This is a genomic window from Segatella copri (genome assembly GCF_026015465.1).
GTDB classification, from domain to species: Bacteria; Bacteroidota; Bacteroidia; order Bacteroidales; family Bacteroidaceae; genus Prevotella; species Prevotella copri_E.
The window spans coordinates 458,053-480,702 of record NZ_JAPDUQ010000001.1 but is presented as its reverse complement, the minus strand read 5'-3'; the positions used below and the strand labels follow the sequence as shown (position 1 = coordinate 480,702).

General features: G+C 46.8%; 18 protein-coding genes. 6 read left to right on the top strand and 12 right to left on the bottom strand.

Translation table 11 applies throughout. The annotated features are described in order from the left end of the window. The first annotated feature begins 178 nt into the window (after positions 1-178). The 3 genes from ONT08_RS01995 to xseB all read left to right on the top strand — a co-directional run bounded on the left by ONT08_RS01995 (position 179) and on the right by xseB (position 3,452). The gene (locus ONT08_RS01995; protein WP_437183597.1) at positions 179-1,633 is read left to right on the top strand and encodes a S8 family peptidase; all 1,455 of its coding nucleotides are present in this window, start codon (positions 179-181) and stop codon (positions 1,631-1,633) included. A 236-nt stretch (positions 1,634-1,869) separates the two neighbouring features. After that, entirely contained in the window at positions 1,870-3,168 is a 1,299-nt protein-coding gene (gene xseA, locus ONT08_RS01990) for an exodeoxyribonuclease VII large subunit (RefSeq protein WP_119235851.1), read from the top strand. Positions 3,169-3,257: 89 nt separating this feature from the next. Next, positions 3,258-3,452 (top strand): exodeoxyribonuclease VII small subunit, encoded by a 195-nt coding sequence (gene xseB, locus ONT08_RS01985; protein ID WP_006847759.1) that lies wholly within the window; start codon positions 3,258-3,260, stop codon positions 3,450-3,452. Between the two features lie 497 nt (positions 3,453-3,949). On the opposite strand, the gene ONT08_RS01980 is transcribed toward xseB, so the two are convergent. Continuing rightward, on the bottom strand, positions 3,950-4,252 hold the full coding sequence (locus ONT08_RS01980) for a hypothetical protein (RefSeq protein WP_254973422.1): 303 nt from the start codon (positions 4,250-4,252) through the stop codon (positions 3,950-3,952). A 393-nt stretch (positions 4,253-4,645) separates the two neighbouring features. Here ONT08_RS01980 and ONT08_RS01975 point away from each other — a divergent pair, with 393 nt between their 5' ends. The 3 genes from ONT08_RS01975 (at position 4,646) to ONT08_RS01965 (ending at position 6,998) form a co-directional block, all read left to right on the top strand. Beyond that, a complete protein-coding gene (locus ONT08_RS01975) occupies positions 4,646-5,932 on the top strand; it encodes an IS1380 family transposase (RefSeq protein WP_264958933.1) in 1,287 nt (428 codons plus the stop codon). A 294-nt stretch (positions 5,933-6,226) separates the two neighbouring features. After that, positions 6,227-6,421 carry a hypothetical protein gene (locus tag ONT08_RS01970; RefSeq protein WP_117588040.1) on the top strand — a complete coding sequence of 65 codons (195 nt, stop codon included), beginning with the start codon at positions 6,227-6,229 and terminating at the stop codon, positions 6,419-6,421. Continuing rightward, positions 6,393-6,998 carry a GNAT family N-acetyltransferase gene (locus ONT08_RS01965; protein ID WP_254973419.1) on the top strand — a complete coding sequence of 202 codons (606 nt, stop codon included), beginning with the start codon at positions 6,393-6,395 and terminating at the stop codon, positions 6,996-6,998. The genes ONT08_RS01970 and ONT08_RS01965 overlap by 29 nt, the downstream gene beginning before the upstream one ends. A 645-nt stretch (positions 6,999-7,643) precedes the next feature. Here ONT08_RS01965 and ONT08_RS01960 read toward each other — a convergent pair. The 11 genes from ONT08_RS01960 to ONT08_RS01910 form a co-directional block, all read right to left on the bottom strand. Continuing rightward, the gene (locus ONT08_RS01960) at positions 7,644-8,387 is read right to left on the bottom strand and encodes a hypothetical protein (RefSeq protein WP_022120806.1); all 744 of its coding nucleotides are present in this window, start codon (positions 8,385-8,387) and stop codon (positions 7,644-7,646) included. 48 nt (positions 8,388-8,435) lie between these two features. Then, positions 8,436-9,047 (bottom strand): polysaccharide deacetylase family protein, encoded by a 612-nt coding sequence (locus ONT08_RS01955; RefSeq protein ID WP_006847742.1) that lies wholly within the window; start codon positions 9,045-9,047, stop codon positions 8,436-8,438. A gap of 73 nt (positions 9,048-9,120) precedes the next feature. Continuing rightward, entirely contained in the window at positions 9,121-12,555 is a 3,435-nt protein-coding gene (locus tag ONT08_RS01950) for a glycosyltransferase family 117 protein (RefSeq protein ID WP_264959033.1), read from the bottom strand. A gap of 167 nt (positions 12,556-12,722) precedes the next feature. Then, complete coding sequence (locus ONT08_RS01945) at positions 12,723-13,439, bottom strand: metal ABC transporter ATP-binding protein (protein ID WP_264959032.1); 717 nt, start codon at positions 13,437-13,439, stop codon at positions 12,723-12,725. Positions 13,440-13,493: 54 nt separating this feature from the next. Beyond that, complete coding sequence (locus tag ONT08_RS01940; protein ID WP_264959029.1) at positions 13,494-14,399, bottom strand: metal ABC transporter solute-binding protein, Zn/Mn family; 906 nt, start codon at positions 14,397-14,399, stop codon at positions 13,494-13,496. Between the two features lie 53 nt (positions 14,400-14,452). Next, positions 14,453-14,905, bottom strand: coding sequence for a YqaA family protein (locus ONT08_RS01935; protein WP_264959027.1), 453 nt, complete (start codon positions 14,903-14,905; stop codon positions 14,453-14,455). Continuing rightward, positions 14,902-15,849, bottom strand: coding sequence for a hypothetical protein (locus ONT08_RS01930; protein ID WP_147337116.1), 948 nt, complete (start codon positions 15,847-15,849; stop codon positions 14,902-14,904). The genes ONT08_RS01935 and ONT08_RS01930 overlap by 4 nt, the downstream gene beginning before the upstream one ends. Before the next feature lie 145 nt (positions 15,850-15,994). Beyond that, positions 15,995-17,263: a phosphoribosylamine--glycine ligase gene (gene purD, locus ONT08_RS01925; protein WP_117587961.1), complete on the bottom strand. Its 1,269-nt coding sequence runs from the start codon at positions 17,261-17,263 to the stop codon at positions 15,995-15,997. A 74-nt stretch (positions 17,264-17,337) separates the two neighbouring features. Beyond that, positions 17,338-19,683, bottom strand: a complete 2,346-nt coding sequence (locus ONT08_RS01920) for a DPP IV N-terminal domain-containing protein (RefSeq protein ID WP_437183598.1) — start codon at positions 19,681-19,683, stop codon at positions 17,338-17,340. Positions 19,684-19,874: 191 nt separating this feature from the next. Beyond that, positions 19,875-21,455 carry a THUMP domain-containing class I SAM-dependent RNA methyltransferase gene (locus tag ONT08_RS01915; RefSeq protein ID WP_264959024.1) on the bottom strand — a complete coding sequence of 527 codons (1,581 nt, stop codon included), beginning with the start codon at positions 21,453-21,455 and terminating at the stop codon, positions 19,875-19,877. Further along, positions 21,439-22,380 carry a serine O-acetyltransferase gene (locus tag ONT08_RS01910; RefSeq protein WP_117694464.1) on the bottom strand — a complete coding sequence of 314 codons (942 nt, stop codon included), beginning with the start codon at positions 22,378-22,380 and terminating at the stop codon, positions 21,439-21,441. The genes ONT08_RS01915 and ONT08_RS01910 overlap by 17 nt, the downstream gene beginning before the upstream one ends. Between the last annotated feature and the right edge of the window lie 270 nt (positions 22,381-22,650).

Below are 22,650 nucleotides of genomic sequence, written 5' to 3'. Positions count from 1 at the left end.
GATACCTTATTATATATATGAGAAAAACTTGCATTTCATGATAAAAACTTCCCTTTTCCTTTGGTGTTTTCGTACAATTTCTGTACTTTTGCACTTCAGAATAAACAATTCAACTCATTAACAAATGCAATACAGAAATATTGCAGCAACAACAATAACAAACCGGACTACCGATATAATGATGAAAAAATTTTTGATGCTTTATGCATTTTTAATGACTGCTCTCTCTTTGTTTGCTCGCGAAGACAGGGTTAGCAATTTTGAGCAACTGATGCGGTTGCCCCGCATCGCCGAAACCGATATGGTGTCGTATCCGGGAGGCAAGTGTATGATGTATCGTCTTTATCTCAGAGACAAAGACCTCAGTCACACTCCCTTTTCGGTAAGTCGCCCTGCAGATTTTCTCTCTCCCCGTTCCATAGAGCGCAGAAAGAGGCAGAATCTGCCCATCGATGTTACCGATCTGCCTGTGGCTCCTGCTTATGAGCAGGCTGTAAGCGAGGCAGGCATCGAGATTGTGGGCAAGAGTAAGTGGAACAATACCCTGCTGGTCCGCATTCATAAGGAGAAGGAACTACGGAAACTGGATGATTTCGATTTCATCACCCGGAAGATGAAGGTCTTCTCTGCTCCCGATTCTGTCAGTCAGCGCGTCAGAAGTAGCGTTCGCAGGGGATTGAACGATTGGACTGGTGGAGTAGGCGAATATGGTGCTGCCGATGCGCAGATCCAGTCGCTCAATGGCAAGCGGTTGCATGGAACCGGACATTTGGGCAAAGGAATGATGATTGCTGTCTTCGACGGCGGATTCATGAATGTGGATAAGATTCCGGCGCTGCATAATATCAGATTGGCGGGCATTAAGGACTTTGTGGTTCCTCAATCCAAGAATATTTTCGCCGAGATGGAGCATGGAACGATGGTGCTTTCTACGATGGCTGCCAACGAACCCGAAAGATTCGTGGGAGTGGCGCCTGAGGCTCAATATCTGCTGGTGCGCTGTGAAGATGAGCGCACAGAGAGTCTGGCAGAAGAGGATTACTGGGCTTTTGCGGCTGAATATGCTGACAGTTGCGGCGTGGATGTCATCAACTCTTCGTTAGGCTATCATGGCTTCGATGATGCGTCTACCAACCATCATTATTATGAACAGGACGGCAATTCTACCCTCATCTCCCGCACCGCTTCGATGTGTGCAGACAAGGGAATCATATGTGTCAATTCTGCCGGAAACGACGGAATGGGAAGCTGGAAGAAAATCAATTTCCCTGCCGATGCACGCAATATCCTTACCGTGGGCAGCGTAAACGAAATGGGCGAGAATGCGGCTTTCAGTGCCGTGGGACCTACTGCTGACGGCAGAATCAAGCCTGATGTGATGGCTTACGGAAGTCCTACCTGTGTGATTACGGGCCGTGGAAATATCATCAATGATAACGGAACGTCTTTCTCATCTCCGCTCATCGCCGGAATGGTGGCGTGTCTCTGGCAGGCTTTGCCTCAGAAAACGGCTAAGCAGATTATGAAACTCGTGAGATTGGCTGGCGATAATCAGCAACACCCCGATAATGTTTTCGGATATGGTGTGCCCGATTTCTGGAAGGCTTATCAGACGGGAAAAGCGATTAAGTAGGCACGGAGGAAAAAATAAGGCACGGAGAAAAAAGAATAAGGCACGGATTACACGGATTACACAGAGGCTCGCGCCCTTGTTCTCTGATAAAAAATCCGTGTAATCCGTGTAATCCGTGCCTTAAAAAATCCCATGTCTAAAAAATCCCATGTCTAAAAAATCCCATGTCTAAAAAATCCCGTGCCTAAAAAATTACCATGCCCCAAAAAATAATTCAGTGCCAAAAATATAAGAGTATGAAGCAAAGATTTTCTCTCTATGAATTAAACTCCATAGTCCGTGAGGTCATTTCGATGTCCTTGCCCGATAGCTATTGGGTGGAAGCGGAACTCTCTGAGGCTCGCGAGGGCTACGGCGGGCACTGCTATCTGGAACTTATCGAGAAGGATGAGCGGTCTAATACGCCCATTGCCAAGGCGCATGCCTCCTGCTGGCGAAACCGATGGATGTTCATCAAACCGAATTTCGAGCGCATCACCGGACAGCGCATTCATGCCGGAATGAAAGTGCTGCTCAAGGTACACGCGCAGTTTCATGAGAACTATGGCTTCTCCTGGATAGTAGACGATATTGATCCTAACTATACGATGGGCGATATGGTGCGCAAGCGGCAGGAAATCATCAATACGCTGAAAGCAGAGGGCGTATTCGAACTGCAGAAGGAGTTGGTGCTCCCGATGTTCTGCCAGCGCATCGCCGTCATTTCCAGTGCTACGGCAGCAGGTTATGGTGATTTCTGCAACCAACTTGCCGATAACGATTATGGTCTGCAGTTTCAAACCCGCCTCTTTCCGGCTACGATGCAGGGCGAGGGGGTAGAGCAGAGTGTGATAGCTGCCCTCGACAGTATCAATGCCGAATGGGAACAGTTTGACTGCGTAGTCATCATCCGAGGCGGTGGCGCTACGAGCGACCTCTCGGGTTTCGATACCCTGGCGCTTGCCGAGAATGTGGCAAACTTCCCGCTGCCTATCATCACGGGAATAGGACATGAAAGGGACGAGAGTGTGCTGGATATGATTTCTTTCCAGCGTGTAAAGACACCGACAGCCGCTGCCGCCTTCCTCGTCAACCATCTTACTGAGGTTTATGCCCGTGTGGTGAATGCGCAAGAGGCTATCGTGCAGAATGTGAAGCACCGTCTGCAGGTGGAGAAGATGAGGCTCGACAGACTGAGCAACACGATTCCTGTTCAGTTTTCTCTGGTGAAGACGAAGCAGGGAGCCTATCTCGACCGTCTGATGAGCCGTTTAAGCACAAATGTACAGTCGAAACTATCGGAAGCCCAGCGCCATTTCGAGATTCTTTCTCAGAATATTCAGCCGATATTGGAAAGGAAGATGCTCAACGAGAGTCATCGTCTGCAACTTCTTTCCCAGCGCATTCAGGCACAAGACCCCGAATTGTTGCTGAAACGTGGCTACAGCATTACGCTGAAAGATGGCAAAAGCATCCGTTCTGCCTCAGAACTGAAGTCTGGCGACATCATCGAAACGAGGTTGGCCGAGGGCAGCGTGAAGGCAAAAGTTGAATAATAGTTTATAATTTATAGTTAATAGTTTATAGCAATCTGGCTAAACGGAGAAGCCGCTATAAACTATTAACTCTTAACTAAAATAGGATTATGGAAAAAGAAGAAATGAAATACGAACAAGCCGTAAGAGAGCTTGAAGAAATCGTAGAAAGAATGGAGAATGATGAACTCGATATTGATCAGCTCTCCGAGCAGTTGAAACGTGCCAAAACCTTGGTGAAACTCTGTAAAGACAAACTCACCAAGACCGATGAGGAAATCAAGAAACTCCTCAGCGAGGATTGATTTTCTGAGTGGCGGGCCGATTTTTCTTTGATTCTTCATTGGATTCTATGGATTTTAAAGGGTTAATGTTTAGTTTTGCACACGGATCTCACGGATCTCACGGATTTTTCTCCTTCGGAGTTTTGGCTGTGAGCCTTAGTGAGAGTACCGTTGCTTGCAACGAAGAAGATCCGTGGAATCTGTGAGATCCGTGTGCGACTTCTCTTTCTGAATCACAATGCAAAGATACAACATTTCATTTTCCCAACTCACCGATGCTCACTGTTGCTCACTGATACTCACCGATTTCGACTCCTTTGGAGTTTTTCCATTAAGACCAAATGAGAATACCCGTTGCTTGCAACGAAAAAATAAATCCGTGAGATCCGTGAGATCCGTGAGATCCGTGTGCGCCCCAAAGACTCCCCTATGTTTAGGCATAGGGGGAGTCTTAATATCACATGATGTGTCCGCTCCAGCCATTCTCCTTCATTATATGAGAGAATGGCTGGTTCTCGTTATCGACCTAACCCTTTGCCCTTTCTTGATTTTACCATCCGAGTTGCTTGTCGCAAACACCGTCTTATCCATTCTATCTCATCTTCATCCTTCTCACGTCCCCAATCCTTGGTATCGCTACCGCCACCTCCTTGGCTTTCAGCGAAGTTGGTAGCCTCGTTGACGTAGCCGATGTACAGGTACATTTCACAATAGATAATTTTGTCACCATGATTAATGAAGTCTATTGCAAAGCTATCGGTAAAGAGACAGCTGTCGTGAATGCTCGTCATACGTGGATAGATATCTGCTATCTCTGCCAACGCCTTCATGCCAGCCTGTGCCCAAATCTTATTGATTATCTGTTGCTTGCGGCAGAAATATAAACTAAATAATAGGAGATAAGATTATGGCATTAGCAATTAGTGGTATCCCAATGCTGACAGGTGATGGGGCTTTAGCTTTCAGAGAAAAACTGAAGAAACATTGAAGAAGCGTGGTAGCATAGATTTCTCAAAGCAACGTGCTGAGATGAAGGCTATTTTAGCAAAAGCAAAATTTTAAGTTAGTATTTAGTTAATCTAATTTCCGCAACACTATAATTTAATATTTTTTATAAGCACCTGAGCAACAAAAAGTTGCTCAGGATTTTGCCATGTCAGAAATTTCACTTATCTTAGTGTTGCAAAATAAAAACAAACAAAATTCTGAATGACATGGCAAAAGTACAAATAAAATCTGAGAAACTCACTCCTTTTGGAGGAATTTTTTCTATTATGGAGCAATTTGATTCTCTTTTAGCTCAAACAATAGATTCTACCTTGGGATTGAGATGCACATTGTTTGGTTATCAATATAGCGAGATTCTACGTTCTCTGATGTGCGTATATCTTTGTGGTGGCTCATGTATTGAGGATGTTACAACTCACCTGATGAAACATTTATCTCTTCATCCAACTCTTCGCACTTGCAGCGCAGACACCATATTACGTGCTATCGAAGAACTGACCTTTAAGAGCATCACCTATAAGTCTGCTTCTGGCAAATCCTATGATTTCAATACTGCAGACAAGATGAACTGCTTACTGGTCAATGCCCTGCTTGCTACTGGTCAATTGAAATCCGGTCAAGAGTATGATTTTGACTTTGACCATCAGTTCATTGAAACAGAGAAGTATGATGCAAAACCAACCTACAAGAAGTTCTTGGGCTATAGTCCAGGTGTAGCTGTCATTAACGACATGATTGTTGGTATTGAAAATAGAGACGGCAACACAAACGTGCGCTTCAACCAAAAAGAAACTTTGGAAAGAATCTTCAAGCGATTGGAGGCTTCGGAAATATATATTTCTCGTGCCCGCATGGATTGCGGCTCATGTTCGGAGGAAATCGTAGATATGGTAGAGGCTCATTGCAGGTATTTTTATATTCGTGCCAACAGATGCTCTTCTTTCTACGATTCCATGTTTGCCTTAACTGGATGGAAAACTGTTGAAATCAACGGTATTGAGTTTGAGTTGAATTCTATCCTTGTTGAGAAATGGAAAGGAAAACCGTATCGTCTTGTCATACAGAGACAAAGGCGAATAGATGGAGACCTTGACATTTGGGAAGGCGAATATACCTACAGATGTATACTGACTAACGATTACAAGTCGAGTGCAAGAGACATCGTGGAATTCTACAATCTTCGTGGTGGCAAGGAACGCATCTTCGATGACATGAACAATGACTTTGGCTGGAATCGATTGCCAAAATCGTTCATGGCACAGAATACTGTATTCCTGCTTATGACAGCTCTCATCAGAAACTTCTACAAAGCTATTATGCAGAGATTGAAAACCCATGAATTTGGATTGCGTGCCACCAGCAGAATCAAGACCTTTGTTTTCAAGTTCATCTCTGTTCCTGCGAAATGGATTAAGACATCACGTAGGCATGTATTGAACATTTACTCAGACAACAATGCTTATGCCAACCTGTTCAAGACAGACTTTGGTTAAAGACCATGCTTTTCTGGTTAAACCAGCGTATTACCTCAAGTCGCTTTATGGGGTAAGGGGATTTTGTGTCTGCGACATTTCTGTTATGCAAGAAATATGTACAATAAAATGAATTTTGTCGTTTTACAAGCAAAATCCCACTAAACCCTATAGGTTGCGGATTTGAGGGTTAATAGTTTATAGTTGATTTTTGGGTAATTGGCTGATAAGTTGCAGATTTATTCTGATTTTCTTGGTGGTTTCGAAGAATATGTGTAATTTTGCGACATTATTAAACGTTTAAAATGAAAGGTTATGGCTTTAGAGATAAGAAGTATTCCTGTTTTGACAGGTGAGACTGCTGAACGATTTGTTCGTGAGGCAGAGGAGAATGAACGCAATCCACAAAGAAAGGCATTGCGAATGTCATTTGCTGATGTGGAGAAAATATTGGTTCGTTCAACCGCTAATTTGAAAGCACATGGAGGAAAAAGTCCTTTTGCAAAGTAATTGCTCTCTTTATCGGGTTACGACAAAAGAAGAGCTTGACTCTTTTAGCTGTGGTGATGAAGATCTTGATGATTTCTTTCACCAGGAGGCTTGTCTTTATGATGGGCAATTATTGGGAAAAACATATTTCTTTGCCTCGGAAAGAAGTGGTAAGGATGAAATCGTTTGTGCCTTTACGTTGGCAAATGATAGTATCAAGGCTGCTTTGATTCCGAATGCTTCAAGAAACAAAATACAGAGAAAAATTCCTAATTCCAAAAGAACAAGGAGTTATCCTGCAGTATTGATAGGAAGACTTGGAGTTGCGAAGAATTTTCAAGGTACTAATGATGGTATTGGCTCACAAGCAATTGACTATATCATATCTTGGTTTTTGTTACCTGATAATAAAACTGGTTGCCGTTTTATTGTGGTTGATGCCTATAACAAGGAAAATGTATTACGTTTTTATGGAAAGAATGGCTTCAAATTCTTGTACTCAACAGAAGAATTAGAGAAAGAAGCAAATCATATTCCTGATGATGAACACTTAGAGTCAAGGATGATGTATCTTGACTTGTTGGGCTATATAAGATAAAAAACAAGAGGTAATCTTTAGGATTCTTCTTAACTCTTTTCTGGCCCACAGATCTCTTAGATTAACACAGATGGGGCAGACGTGAAGTCTGCTTATATCCAAAGAATTGGCTGAACTAAAATATACTTATTGGAGGATGTGTCATAAGTTTATGATTCACCCTCTTCTTGTCGTTGGTAAATATGGGTTATGTTGCTGGAAGAGATAGGATATGTTGTTGGAAGAGACAGAATAAGTTGCTGGAAGAGATAGGATATGTTGTTGGAAGAGACAGAATAAGTTGTTGGAAGAGATAGGATATGTTGTTGAGACAGTCAGTATCTTCGGTCGCACAACAGCTGTTGTGCGCTTGCATAACAGTTGATATGCGCATGCACAACACCTGTTGTGCATGCGGTAGTCAACTGTTATACACCAACTATTATCCAGACTTATGACACACCCTCTGATGAGTTTACTATCTGAATATATTGGTATCACTGATTACTATTTCCATTAGGCAAGAACGAAATTATGTAATACTTCCTCTGTCGTTTTGTTGAGTAAGACGGCATCCTTGAATTCTGTAATCAAGCCACTTGACAGGGCACGATAGATAAGGTTCTCGAATCTGGTGCTGTGCTCGTCATCAATGATGCTTTTCTCTTATTCTTCTGCCAGTTCTTTCATCGCATCGTTTAATGTGTTGAAAAGAACGTTGATGTTTTCTTCTTCATTCTTACATGCCTCCTTGAAGAGGGCAACTGGGTCTTCGGTGCTGCTCTTGAGCGGAGTCTCGTTGAGCAGGATGTTGACATTGTTCAGCAACATGCCGTGAAGGGTTGGCATGTGGAGCTGGTGCTGTTCGCCCTCCTTGCTGCCACATTTCAGTCCGGCTGCGTATGCCTTTACGATAATGCGGACCAGGAGATGGATGGCCATCGGCTCGTCAGCAAGACTGATGAGAATGCCGTGGGTGTAATCGCGTACATGCTCTTCAAGAGTGGTAAACTTGCCTTGAAGAAGCCAGGTGAAGTTACGTTTGTATTCTGACTCCATAGCCTTGTAAAGCTGGTTCGATTTGCAGGCTATGCGCAAGTAGTCGAGCATGGTTGGCTCAAAGGTCGGGTCTGCCTGTTTCATGCTGTCGAAGTTCTTCTTCATGCGCTCGTTGGCTTCCTCGGCAGTTTTGTAGTTGAGGCGTACGAGGGTAGAGAACATGATGTCGAAGAAGTATTGGTTTACCTCGCCATAGTGCTCCAGCATCATCTGCTTGATCTGTTTCGGGTCGTTCTTCTTGCTGAAGTCATTGCCTTCGATGGTAGCATCGATGATGCCACGTGCGTAAGCTTCGAAGAAACCTCTTACAAATGCAGCTACTGCCTGATAACTGTTGATTCTTTTGCTCATTTCTTGTCTGTGTTTATTGGGCTGTTCCTGTTTGGGAATAACAGCTTCTTATTCAAAAGTCTTAAATTCATACCCCTGTTCCATGAGCCATTCTATGGCCTGAGGAAGCGCTGTCTTCAACTTTTCAATGCTCTTCAGCGAGTCGTGGAAGGTGATGATGCTGCCATTGCGGGCATACCGTTTCACATTGTTCACCACATCTTCTGCCGTCATCCATTTGGAATAGTCGCGCGTCACCACATCCCACATGATGACCTTGTAAGTGCGGTGCAGCCACCAATACTCACTTGGTCGCATCCAGCCGTGAGGTGGACGGAAGAGATGGGCATGGATGATATCGTTCGCCTTATTGGTGTTGAGCACGTAGGAAATGACTCGGTGCTTGAAGGCACCGATATGATTGAATGTATGGTTGCCTACCTGATGACCCTCTGCCACAATCTGGTTGTAGAGGTCATGATGGCGCAATACATTCTCGCCTACCATAAAGAAAGTAGCCTTGATATTGTACTTTCTCAGGGTCTCTAAGATGAATGGAGTTGACTCTGGAATCGGACCGTCATCAAATGTAAGATAGACAGAATGGTCTTTCTTGTCCATTCTCCAGATGGCCTTTGGATATAACCATCTGAGCCATTTGGCTGGTTGCTCTATGAACATGGATAAAACAGGTTTATATGAATAATGAAAAGTTTGGTGTCGTGTTTCGCGACACCAAACTTTTTTCTATTTTTTACTGATTGCCTTCCGGCATTCTGCCACCTCTGCCATGATAGAGACGATAGAGGTTGTTGAGCTGCTTCTCATACTTCTGCTCCAACTGTGGACTAACCATTCCGGCAGCCTCGCAGATGCTCTGCATAATCATGATCTGACGGATGCAGTCGTGCTCTGCCTGGAGGAAACGGTCGTTTGGCAGCGAGAGATAGTAGTTGAGGTATTGTGAAGCATTCTTCCATACCGCTTCAATATATTCCTTACCCTTGGCTTTCTGACCGGTCATCAGCCAGCCGCGAGCCATATCCAAGCCACCGCTCATGTAGTCGAGCGTAACATTGTAGGCAGGAATCTCGGTATCAGCCTTCTTCAGGATGTTGATAGCCTTCTGTTTCTTGCCTTCGGCGATGAGCTGGAGGGCTGTCTGGGCGAGCAGGCGACGGTGTGTATAGCACATACGCATGGTTGTCTCGTCGATGTAGAGTCCCTTCTGCCTCAGGTTGCCGAACTTGAATCGGGTCATGATGTTGTGATAAGCCTTCTCTGTATCGAAGTTCTTGGCACCTGGCTTGTTGGTGGTGAACGGAGTGATACGGTTCACAAGTCCCTCCTGTACGAAGTTGTCGCCGAGGTTCATATAGTTCTCTTCGCCTACGGTGAGTGCTACGTAGAGCGGACGGGTCCAGTTGCACTGTGCCAGCATTTCGAGCATCATGAGGTCGCCCTTGTAGAGTGCGCTCTTGCCGGCAAGAGAGATGACCATCTTGTCTGGAATAGAATCTGATGCCATCATCATGCCGCTCTTCTTTACAGCCTCCTTGTCGATGGTGACATAGAGGGTATCTGTAGGGATGAAGTGCATGTCAGGGTTCTTGCTGCGTACCCAGTTCTTCAGGATGTTCTTGAGTTCGAACGGTTCGTCACCAAACTGCTTCTTGGCATTCTCTGGATCCTGCTTGTAGAAGTCGAGAATCTGCTTCTTTGCTTCAGGCTCAACAGATACATATTCGTTGGTACCTGAACAGAAGTCGAGACGTGGCCAGGTGATTGGCACGGATGGTGAGTTGTATGCAGGGCGCATCATCTGGTCGATATACCAGTCGGTCTGCAGGTAGCTCAGGTTACATACGCGGGCATCTGTTCCAACGCCTTCTACCTCCTGGTTGTACCAGAGTGGGAAGGTATCATTATCACCATTGGTAAAGATGATAGGGTTGCCCTTCTCCTGGAGTGACATCAGGTAGTTCTGACCGAAGTCACGGCAGGTGTAACGGTTTGAGCGATCGTGATCATCCCAGGTCTGTGATGCCATCTGGATTGGTACGAGAAGTGTGATGACTGCTACGATAGCTGTTACGGCAGTACCGCTGAGCTTCATCTTGCGCTTCAGGATGTCGATGATGGCGAGTACGCCGAGACCGCACCAGATAGCGTATGCATAGAATGAGCCGGCATAAGCATAGTCACGCTCACGTGGCTGCATCGGTGTCTGATTCAGGTAGATGACGATGGCAAGACCTGTCATGAAGAACAGGAAGAATACAATCCAGAACTGCTGGATTCCGATAGGGAGGAGTACTTCCTCTTCCTTGCCGTTCTTCATTACCTTCTTCTTGCGGGTATACCAAGCCTGCCAGAAAAGTCCGATGAGACCGAGAATCAGCGGCATGCAGTAGAATACATTGTGTCCCTTGTTCTCCTTCAGGTCGTCTGGCAATTTGCTCTGGTCGCCATAGAGTGAATCATCAATGAATGAGAAACCGGTAATCCAGTTTCCGTGCTCTGGCTCACCATTGCCCTGGATGTCGTTCTGACGGCCGACAAAGTTCCACATGAAGTAGCGCCAGTACATGAAGTTGCACTGGTAAGAGAGGAAGAAGCGGATGTTGTCAAACTGTGACGGCATCTTCACCATCATACTCTCTCCGCAGCGGTCGTAAGGAATCTCTGTGCCTTCTACACCGCCCATCCAGTCTTCGTATGCCTGGGCATGAGCCGAACTGTACATACGAGGGAAGAGCATGTTCTGGGCATAGATATACTTATTCTTGTGACTTACTACGAAGTAAGAGTCCTTCTCATCAGCCGAAGCCTTCTCCTTGCGCTGGTAAACCGGTGCGCCTTCCTTCATGACTGGCTTGCACATGTTGCCGTCTACTTCGAGGGCTACCTGTGATGTATAAGCCTGGCCATAGAACAGAGGGCGGTCGCCATACTGGTCGCGGCTCAGATAACTTCCCAGGGTAAAGATGTCCTCAGGAGAGTTCTGGTCCATAGGAGGGTTGGCGGAAGAACGGATCACGATGAGTGCATAGCTGGAATAACCAATCATCAGCATCAGCATGCAGAGCAAGGCTGTGTTCTTGACGCGTGCTGAGATGAGAGGCAGGAGCTGCATCTTCTTCTTGGCGATGCCTGTAGATTCGTCAACGCCTGTTACTACCTCCTGCTTGCGCTTGTAGCCGAGTACGAACCAGAGGATAACCAGCACGATGATGCCAGTAATGGCAGCTGTCCAGCCATATCCGTAGAATGGGATGCCGAGCATGCCGAAGCCGAGAACGAAGGCGATATTCTGCTTCTTCTCGTTCTTCTCAGAAGCATGGCAGGTTTCGTAGATACCCCAGATAACTGAGGCTACGAGACAGATGATGTATACGATTTCACCGGTATTGAACGGACAGCCGAGAGTGTTGACAAAGAACAGTTCGAACCAGCCGCCTACGGTGATGATACCTGGAACCACACCATACAGTACGGCTACTACTACGAGGAATGAAAGGAACAGTGCCAGGAGTGAACCCTTGAGGTTGGCATGTGGCACCTTCTTGTAGTAATAAACCAATACGATGGCTGGGATACAGAGCAGGTTGAGCAGGTGGACACCGATACTCAATCCGGTCATATAGGCGATGAGCACAAGCCAACGGTCGCTATGAGGCTCGTCAGCATGGTCTTCCCACTTCAGGATGAGCCAGAATACCACAGCGGTAAAGGCAGAAGAGAACGCATAAACCTCACCCTCGACAGCTGAGAACCAGAAGGTATCGCTGAAGGTGTAGATGAGTGCGCCCACCATACCGGATGCCTCGATGGCAATCAGCTTACTGGTAGTCAGTTCTTTCCAGTCGCTGATGACGAGTCGGCGAGCCAGGTGGGTGATGGTCCAGAAGAGGAACATGATACAGACGGCGCTCAGCAGGGCGCTCATCGTATTTACCATCTTGGCTACCTGGGTAGTGTCGCTGGCGAAATGTGTGAAGAAATTGCCTAAAAGCATGAAGAATGGTGCCCCAGGTGGGTGACCGATCTCCTGCTTGTAAGCAGTCGTAATAAACTCAGGACAGTCCCAGAAACTGGCTGTCGGTTCAATTGTGGAACAATAAGTGAACGCCGCAATGATGAATGCGACCCATCCGAAGATATTGTCCACTAATCTGTACTGTTTCATTATTGTTTAAACTTTAATGTATTATATTTCTTTCTGAATGCTTTCTCTGTTTCTGAATGCTTTCTCTGTGCCTTTCTAGGAAGGCACATTCCAGTTGCAAAGATAATAAAAAGATGAGATAATATGGATTTTTGCACCTGTTTTTTAGGCATTATTATATAATAAGCCTATACATTTAAGAAATGCTCTTCCAGTTTCTCTCTCGGCATATCTGCCGTATCGTGGTAGTGGAGATGATGATTTACGCAGGCGATGTGCTTTACGTTATTGAGCACTTCGGCTACATCATGACTTACGATGATGATGGCGCACTCCCGGTTGATCTGTTCCAGCATCTCGTACATCTGCTTCTGGAAACGGCGGTCGATGTAGGTGTTGGGCTCATCCAGTATCACTACATCGGGTTTGGAAACAATGGCACGGGCGAGGAGTACTCGCTGCAGTTGTCCGCCGCTCAAGGCTGCGATATGGCGGTCTTTCAACTCCGTGAGCTGCATCTGTTCCAGACAGTCGAGTACCTGCTGGTGCTGAGCTTGGGTGTATCTCGAAAAGAGACTTTTGGTCTTGCTGAGTCCTGAGAGTACCACTTCATAAACGGAGATAGGAAACTGTTTGTCGAGATGATTGTATTGGGGCAGATATCCCATGCTGATTTCCCTTACTTCCTCCCCGTCTTTATAAAAGCGGATGCTGCCGTCTGTGGTTTTCATCAGTCCCAGAATGAGGCGCATGAGGGTTGTCTTGCCACCACCGTTGGGACCGATGATGCCAAGATAATCGTCTTTACAGACGGTGAGGTTGATATCGTGGAGCACTTCCTTGCCTTCATAGCCAGCCGAAAGATGCTCTATCTCTATTAACTTTGAACTTTGAACTTTGAACATTGAACTTTATGATTAGTTGTTGTTCTTTATACTTTTTATAAAATATTGGCGAGCCTACTTCCCAACCACTATTTCTTTGCCTTGCACTGCTGCTGCCGCTTCCTGCATCGCCCAGTTCCATTCTCCCTGCAATGGGTTGATATTCATTGCCTTGGTCTGGCTTTCCTTGATGAATGTCGTGGTGTTGCGGTTGGCAAATTCATCCTGTATGAGACAGAATCTGATCTTTTCCTTCCTGGCTCTTTCGATGAGACTCTTGAGCTGGGCTGCACTTGGCTCCCTGCCTTCTTCCTCGATGGCAAGCTGCTCCATCTGGTAATCACGGGCGAAGTAGGTGAGGATAGGGTGATAGATGACGAACTTGCGAACCATCTCCGGATTGTCCTTGAAACTCTTTCTGATGAGGCTGTCCTGCCTGTCGATGCTGCAGAGCAGCTGCTGATAGTTTTTCTGGAAGAAAGTCTTGTTCTCCGGTTCCAGTTGGCAGAGTGCCTTGAAGATGTTGCTGGAGATGATGCGGACGTTTTTGCAACTCATCCATACATGCGGGTCGGTATTGCCGCCTGGTGTCTTGGCGGGCGTGATGCCTGTGGAGGTATCTATCACTTTCATATCCGGAGCGTTGTCCTGCAGCTTCTTCATCCAGGTCTGCTCAAAACCGATGCTGCCCACTTTCAGATAGAGGGCACTCCTGGAGAGTTCCATCATCTGCTGGGCGTATGGCTCGTAAGTCTCTGGATTGTTACCATTCGATACCATCACGTTGACATCCACCTTATCTCCGGCAATCTTATCAACGAAAAACTTATAGGGAGGGATGGTTACGGTAACAGCAGGTTTGCCATCGCTGTTGGCGACAGATTCCTTTCCGTTACTTTCTGAGGTGTTACCTTTCTGCTGGCTGCCTTTACAGCCTGCGAAAACCACGCATAATATAATAAGGTATAAATACTTTCTCATAAGCAGTCAATCTATATGAATCAATTCTTTGTTTTCTTTCTTCTGATGCTGGTTTAAAAGATGAAACTGAGTCCGTAAACCAGCAGTACATATCTCAACACCTTTCCGATGGTGATGCTGATGACAGAAATAACGATGTTGGCTCTCGTCAGTCCCAAAACGATGGTGATGGCACTTCCCAACAGGGGCAGGAAGGCGAAGAATCCCATCCAGGCTCCTCTGTCGGCCATGAAATTCTGAGCCTTGTCGAGACTCTCTTTCTTTACATGCAGATATTTCTCTATCCATTCCAGCTTGCCCATCCGTCCTACGCTATAATTGAACATAGAACCGAGCACATTGCCGATGCTTCCATACAGTACGAGCTGGATAGGTTCCAGTCCGGCAGCCTGTAAGCCCGACATGACCACCTCGCTGCTGAAGGGAAAGAAACTGCCGGCAAGGAAGGCTGATACCAGCATGCCCCAGTAGCCCCAGCTCATTAAGAAATCTATTATCCAACTCATAGTAATATGCTCTCTGGTACGAGTATGTTGTAAGCCATGATAAGTACCAGCATGATGAGCAGCAGGATGAAGGAGATGTTGGTAAACTTACCTCTGGTGAATGTGATGAAATGGGCGATAAGCGGTGCTGTATTCACAATCAGGATGCCGCCCAGTTCCTGTATATGTTGAGGCTGGAGGACGATAAAGATGATGCAGGCAACCGATATCATGATAAACGTTTCGTAGATCATGCGGGTTCGTATCTTATCGCCGTAGCTGGTGCGTATGAAGTGGATGGAACCGATGATGGTGAGCAGGGTAACAAAACTCAGGTTCAGAATCTGATGGTCGGTAACCTGTGAATAATCAAAGAGTTCGCTGTAGTTGATGAATTCGCAGAAGTGGTCAGCCAGACCCTGTATGTTGTCGGTATAGAAGAAATAACCGGCTGCAAACCAATAGGGCACGATGAGACCTACCAGGGATGCAAAGAATGTCTTTACGCTAAACGAGAGGGTAAACACCATCATCATGATCCACAGTATAGGCATGAAATAGCCTATCTGTACGAAAACCATCGATGCCAGACCGATGCAGGCAAAGGCGTAGAAAGTCCAGCCTGTTGAGCGTTTATCCTGATAGCAATTCCAGATAATGAGATAAAAGGCGATGAAACACATCGTCACAATACTGCTTTTTAAAGAGAGGTGGGGGAGTCCTGTCATCGTCAGTAATGCCAGAAAACTGCAGGATACCATTCGGCTGTAGGTACGCATGAGGGCATTACGGTTGTTCAGTTCCACCATCAGCAGGGTAGACATGGCAGTAAAAGCAAATTCTACCCAGATATTGGATACCAATAAACCTACTGCAACCCAAACCAGAGTGGCAAGGGTTGCAGTAATTGGTAAAGAGTAGCGGCTAGCCGCTACTTTATTTTGAAAAGTTTTCTTTCTTAACATCTATATTTAGTTTATAGTTTATAGTTAATAGTTTATAGAGGCTTGCGCCGTTATAAAATGGACTTGCATACCTAAAAATAATCAATGAATAATCGAAGAATGCATGAATGTCTATTAATTATAAACTATTAACTATTAACTCATCTTAAAGGTCCTGTCCGATATCAGAACGGAAGTACTTGTCGGTGAACTGGATCTTCTGTGCCTCGGCAAAGCTCTTCTTCAAGGCTTCTTCCTTGTCCTTGCCGTAGCTGCTTACGCAGATGACACGACCACCGTTGGTTACTACCTGACCATCCTTCATGGCTGTACCGGAGTGGAATACTACCGAACCTTCTACATCGTCGATGCCCTGGATAGGATAACCCTTCTTGTAAGCCTCTGGATAACCGCCGCTTACGAGCATTACGCAGACTGCTGCACGCTCATCAAACTCGATGCTGCGCTTGTCCAAGTCGCCTGCTGCTACACCCTCAAAGAGATCCACGATGTCACTCTTCAGACGGAGCATCACGCTCTCTGTCTCTGGATCACCCATACGGCAGTTGTACTCGATTACCATAGGCTCGCCTTCTACATTAATCAGACCGAAGAAGATGAATCCCTTATAGTCGATGTTCTCCTCAGCAAGTCCTTCTACAGTAGGACGGATGATGCGCTCGTCAACCTTCTGCATCCACTCCTTGGTAGCGAATGGTACAGGGGTAACGCTACCCATACCGCCGGTGTTCAGACCGGTATCGTGCTCGCCGATGCGCTTGTAATCCTTAGCCTCAGGCAGAATCTTGTAGTTCTTGCCGTCGGTCAATACGAATACAGAGCACTCAATGCCACTGAGGAATTCCTCGATGACAACGCGTGCAGAAGCGTTGCCGAACATACCGCCGAGCATCTCCTTGAACTCTTTCTTAGCCTCTTCCAGGGTAGGGAGGATGAGAACGCCCTTACCGGCGCACAAACCGTCAGCCTTCAATACATAAGGAGCCTTCAGTGTCTCCAGGAATTTCAAGCCTTCCTCTACGTGCTCGCCGTCGAAAGTCTCATACTGGGCAGTAGGGATGTTGTGGCGCTTCATGAACTTCTTGGCGAAGTCCTTGCTGCCTTCCAGTACGGCGCCAGCCTTTGATGGACCGATGACAGGGATGTTCTGGGTGCGAGGATCGTTCTTGAAGTCATCGTAAACACCCTTTACCAATGGGTCTTCCGGACCAACTACTACCATATCAACGCCATTCTCTACTGTGAAGTTCTTGAGCGCCTCAAAGTCGTCTGCCTTGATATCTACGTTCTCGCCGACATTCTGTGTACCGGCATTACCAGGAGCGATGAAGAGTTTCTCACACTTTTCGCTCTGAGCGATTTTCCATGCTAAGGCGTGCTCGCGGCCACCGCCTCCTAACAATAAAATTTTCATTTGCTGTAAGTTATTGTTTGTTATTTGATGTAGAAGTAAACTCCCCTTTTCGGGGGATGTTTACTCCTAGATATTTACTTGAGATAATCGAAGAAATAATTGCTGATGCGCTCATGCAGATGAGTGCTCTGATGACCTCTCATGTTGTGAGGCTCGCCAGGATAGACGAAGAAGTCTGGCTGGGTGCCTGCTGCGATGCAAGCCTTGAGGAAGGTGAGGCAGTGCTGTGGCACTACAGTCACATCGTTCAAGCCCTGGATAATCTGCAGCTTGCCCTTCAGGTTCTTTGCCTGATAGAGCAGAGAGGTCTTCCTGTAACCCTCTGGGTTGGTCTGCGGGGTGTCCATATAGCGCTCGCCATACATCACCTCGTACCAGTGCCAGTCGATTACCGGACCGCCTGCTACGCCTACCTTGAACACATCAGGGTGGTTGGTCATCAGTGAGATGGTCATGAATCCGCCGAAGCTCCAGCCGTGAACGCCAATCTTGTCAGCATCTACGTAAGGAAGCGTCTTCAGATATTCCACACCCTTCATCTGGTCTTGCATCTCAATCTGTCCGAGCTGGCGGAAGGTAGCCTGCTCGAAAGCCTTGCCACGGTTCTCGCTTCCACGGTTGTCGAGGATGAAGAGCAGATAGCCCTTTTCTGCCATGTAGGTTTCCCAACCACGGCTAGAGTAGTTCCAGCGGGCATCTACGTTGTGGGCATGAGGACCACCATATACATATATAATGGTAGGATACTTCTTGTTTGGATCGAAGTTTACCGGCTTCACCATTCTCCAGTAGAGGTCTGTTTCGCCATCGGCAGCCTTGATGGTACCGCAGCTGTACTCCGGCACGTTGTAGCCCTTCCAAGGGTTCTCGGCTGTGAAGTAAGCGGTGCGCTTGCCGTTCTCGGTGTTTACGAGGGCAATCTTGCGAGGAACGGTAGGAGTAGAGTAGTTGTCGAAGACATACTGTCCGTTCTCGCTCAAAGTGGCGCTGTGCCATCCCTTGCCGCAATCATCTACCAGCGTACGTTTGCCGGTTTTTGTATCTACGGCAAAGATGTTTCTCTGGATAGGCGATTTCTCGTTGGATGCGATGATGATACTCTTGCGCTTGCTGTTGAAACCGAGCACTTCCATCACTTCCCATTTGCCGGAAGTCAACTGCCGGATTGTAAGTGAAGAGTGAAGAGTGGAGAGTGAAGAATTCTCTTGCTTTTCTGATGAAGATTTTGCATTTGAATTCTTCGTTTTTCGTTCTTCGTTCTTCACTTCACAGAGATAGAGGTGGTTGTAGCCATCCTTGCGGCTCTGCATGATAAAGCTGTTGCTGTCCCAAGGCAGGAACTGGATTGGGTGACATGGTTCTACATATTTCTCATCGGTCTCGCGATAGAGTTCGCCTGTCTTCTCGCCGGTTTCTGCATTGTAGGCAGTCAGACGGCAGTCGTTCTGGTCGCGGTTCAGTTCGAACATATAGATGGTCTTGCTGTCCGGACTCCATGCGATGTTGGTGAAGTAGCGGTCGGTTGGATCGCCAGCCTTCAGATAGATGGTCTTGCCGGTCATGCAGTCGAACACGCCTACGGTTACCTTGTGTGATGTCTCGCCAGTCATCGGATACTTGTCTGGTGCAGGAGTAGCAATGCAACTCTGTGTTTCAGGATGATTGAAACCAATTTCCGGGATGTCGACCTGCGGATAGTCGGTTACCATACTCTGGTCCATGCGATAGAAGGCGAGAAGTTCGCCGTTCGGACTCCAGAAGGTTCCCTTGCTGATACCGAACTCATCGCGGTGAACACTCTGTCCATAAACAATTTCGCGGTTTCCATCCTTTGAGAGCTGGAAATCGTGAGATTTCTTTTCTTTTGTCAGGGCGTTGCTGGTTACATCGAAGGTACGCACATAGAGGTTGCTGCCCTTCAGATAGGCGAAGGCGTTCTGCTGGGCGTTCGCCTCCAGGAGGTTCTCGCCGTCAGCAAAATCCATCTCGCTCAGCAACTTATGCTTCTTGAAGTCTACGGTATAAGTCTTGCTGCCGTTGCTTACCATCACGATGTTCTTGCCTGCAAAAGGGAAGAGAGCATTGTAGAGGGCTCTTACCTTGATGTCCTTGGTAGGAGCAATCCACTGGTTGATGTCATTAATGCCGAAGAGTTTGGTCTCCTTGCCTGTCGTCTTGTTGACGAGATAGCAGGCATCCACATCCTGGCGAACGAGTTCATTGCCCCACCAGGTGCACCAGCGGTTCTTAGCTACCATGTTACGATAGTTGTTGCCGCCGAAGTTCAGGTCTTCCAATGTAAAGGTTTTCTCGCCTTTCTGAGCAGGAACTACGCCCTGAGCCTGTAAGTCGGTTGCATTCATAGCCATCATGATCATAGCAGCAAAAGATAATTTATAAATTGAATTCTTCAGATTCATTATATTCTTTATTCAAGTTTCGCAAGTTCAGAAGTTAAAGGAGTTAAAGGAGTTATCGCTCCCTACGGTCGCTGAGGAGTTAAGACAATAGTCTTTTTGGCGTATTTTTTAAGCAGCAAGACATACGTCTTAACTCCTTAACTTCCTTAACTCCTTTAACTTCCTGATATGCGAAAGTTCAGTTCTTTACTTTAATCCTCGTCGTCGAAGTCAACGCTGAAGTTCTTCTTGCCTCCGCGCTTGCCTCCGAAATCACGGCCACCACGTTTGTCGCCCTTGAAGCCACCACGCTTGTCGCCTTTCTCGAAACGCTTTCCGTCGCGCTTGCCACCGAAGTCACGGCCACCCTTGCGGTCGCCCTTGAAGCTGCGGCTGCCACGCTTGTCATCGTCGTCATTATTGCGTCGACCGCCACCGATACGTGAACGACCGCCCTTGTGGAACTCAGCACGCTTCTTCTCGAAGTCTTCCAGACGGTGAGTATGGAACTTGAAAGAACGGATATCGTCCTCCTCGTTTTCAGTCTCCTCGCTTACACGCTTCTTGAATTCACGTTCCTTCTTGAAACGGTGCTTCTGAGCCATCTCGCTCTTCTCGCGCTCAGTCTTCACAATACCGCCTTCAGAACGGAAGTCCTTCATCTTGCCGTCGAACATCACATACTTGCGGAATTCGCACTCCAAGCTTCCGTTGAATACAGGAATCTTGATAGATGGTTTCAGACCAATCTGCTCGAAGCATTCCTCGCGGTAGCTCAATACCCAAGCCTCGTTGCCGGCAAAAGCCTTCTTGAAGCGCTCGCCTATCATCTTGTAGGTGTTCAGGAGGTTAGGGGTAGAGATGCGCTCACCGTATGGAGGGTTCATCACGATGATGCTCTTCTCGGCTGGCTGGGTGAAGTCCTTGAAATCAGCCTGTGAGATGGTGATGTCCTTGCTAAGACCGGCAGCACGAACGTTGAGGTTAGCTGTGTTTACAGCCTTCATGTCAACATCGTAACCATAGATATGGTGCTCGAACTCGTGCTCCTGAGAGTCGTCGTTATAGATCATGTCGAAGAGATCCTGGTCAAAATCGTTCCATTTCTCGAATGCAAACTCCTTGCGGAATACACCTGGAGAGATGTTGCGGGCGATGAGGGCAGCTTCGATGGCGATGGTACCTGAACCACACATCGGGTCGATGAAATCGCATTCGCCCTTCCAGCCGGTCATCAGAATCATACCTGCAGCGAGAACCTCGTTCAGAGGAGCCTCTACCTGCTCCTGGCGGTAGCCACGGCGGTGCAGACTCTCACCACTCGAATCGAGACTCAAGGTGGCATTGTCTTCTGCAATGTGGATGTTGAGGCGGATATCCGGGTTAGATACGCTGATATTTGGACGTGTACCCTGCTTCTCGCGGAACCAGTCTACAATCGCATCCTTTACCTTGTAGGTTACGAAGCGTGAGTTGCGGAACTCCTCTGAGTAGACTACTGAGTCAACAGAGAAAGTCTTCTTCACGTCTAAGATGTCATCCCACTTGATCTTCTGGATCTGATCATACACCTCTTCAGCGCTTCTAGCCTTGAAGTGCTTGATAGGCTTTAAGATACGGATGGCTGTGTGCAACTGGAAGTTAGCACGATACATCATTTCCTTGTCGCCTGTGAAAGACACCATGCGGCGACCGATCTGTACATTATTGGCACCCAACTGGGTGAGCTCTTCAGCCAAGACAGGCTCGAGGCCCATGAAGGTCTTGGCAATGAGTTCAAATTCCTGTTCCATTATTGAATTCTATATCTAATAAACTTTGTTTTTCTTTTTTATATTTCTTTGTTTTCGGTTTCATATCCTTGGTAACCCATACGTTGGCTCCCACTACGCAGCCTTCTCCGATGGTGATGCGACCGAGGATGGTGGCATTGGCGTAGACGATGACATCATTTTCGAGGATAGGGTGGCGAGGGATTCCCTTGATAGGATTGCCGTCCTTATCGAGTGGGAAACTCTTGGCTCCGAGGGTTACACCCTGGTAGAGTTTCACATTATCGCCGATGATGCAGGTAGCTCCAATCACCACACCCGTACCGTGGTCGATGGTGAAGTGCTTGCCGATGGTAGCCTCCGGGTTAATATCAATACCGGTTTCCGAATGAGCCAGTTCAGTCATCATTCTCGGAATGAGCGGCACTCCCAGTTCGTGCAGCACGTGAGCGATGCGGTAGTTGGTAATCGCCTTGATGACCGGGTAGCAGGAGATGATTTCTCCGTGGCTCATGGCAGCCGGGTCGCCCTCGTAGGCAGCCTCTACATCGGTAGCCAGAATCTTGCGCAGTCTCGGGAATTCCATGATTGCCTTGGCTGCAATCACGCCTGCCTTGGCACGCTGGTGCTGCAGTTCTGCCTGGGTTTCCGTTTCGCAGTCGTTGGCGAAGCAGAGACCGGCGAGAATCTGCTCTGACAGCATCTCATAGAGTTTCTCTACTCTTACTCCAATATGATATTTGATGGTTGAGATATTTACCGAAGAATTGCCGAAATATCCCGGAAAGAGGATAGAACGGGACAAACTGATGATTTCTTCGAGCGCCTTGCCCGAAGGAAGTGGATTCCCGTCTCGATGCTGATGGAAGAGACCCTTCAAAGATTCGGCGCTCGAAAGCTCCTCGATGGTCTCTGTCAGCTGATGAGTTAATGTATCTTTACTCATTTTCTTAATGTCTCAATAAAATTTGAGTGCAAAGATACGATTATTTTCTTGAATGACAAAGAAATAGCTACGGTTTTTTGTATTTTTTTTAGTGATTCTTTGGGGGATGAAAGAAGATGTGTGTCATAAGTAGTTTGCCTAGGGGATAGATAAGGCACGGATTACACGGATTACACGGATTTATGTCGCTCATGTAAATAAAGCAATTATAGCCTCATGAAAAATCCGTGTAATCCGTGCCTAAAAACTATGAAAAAGTTTATGCCACAC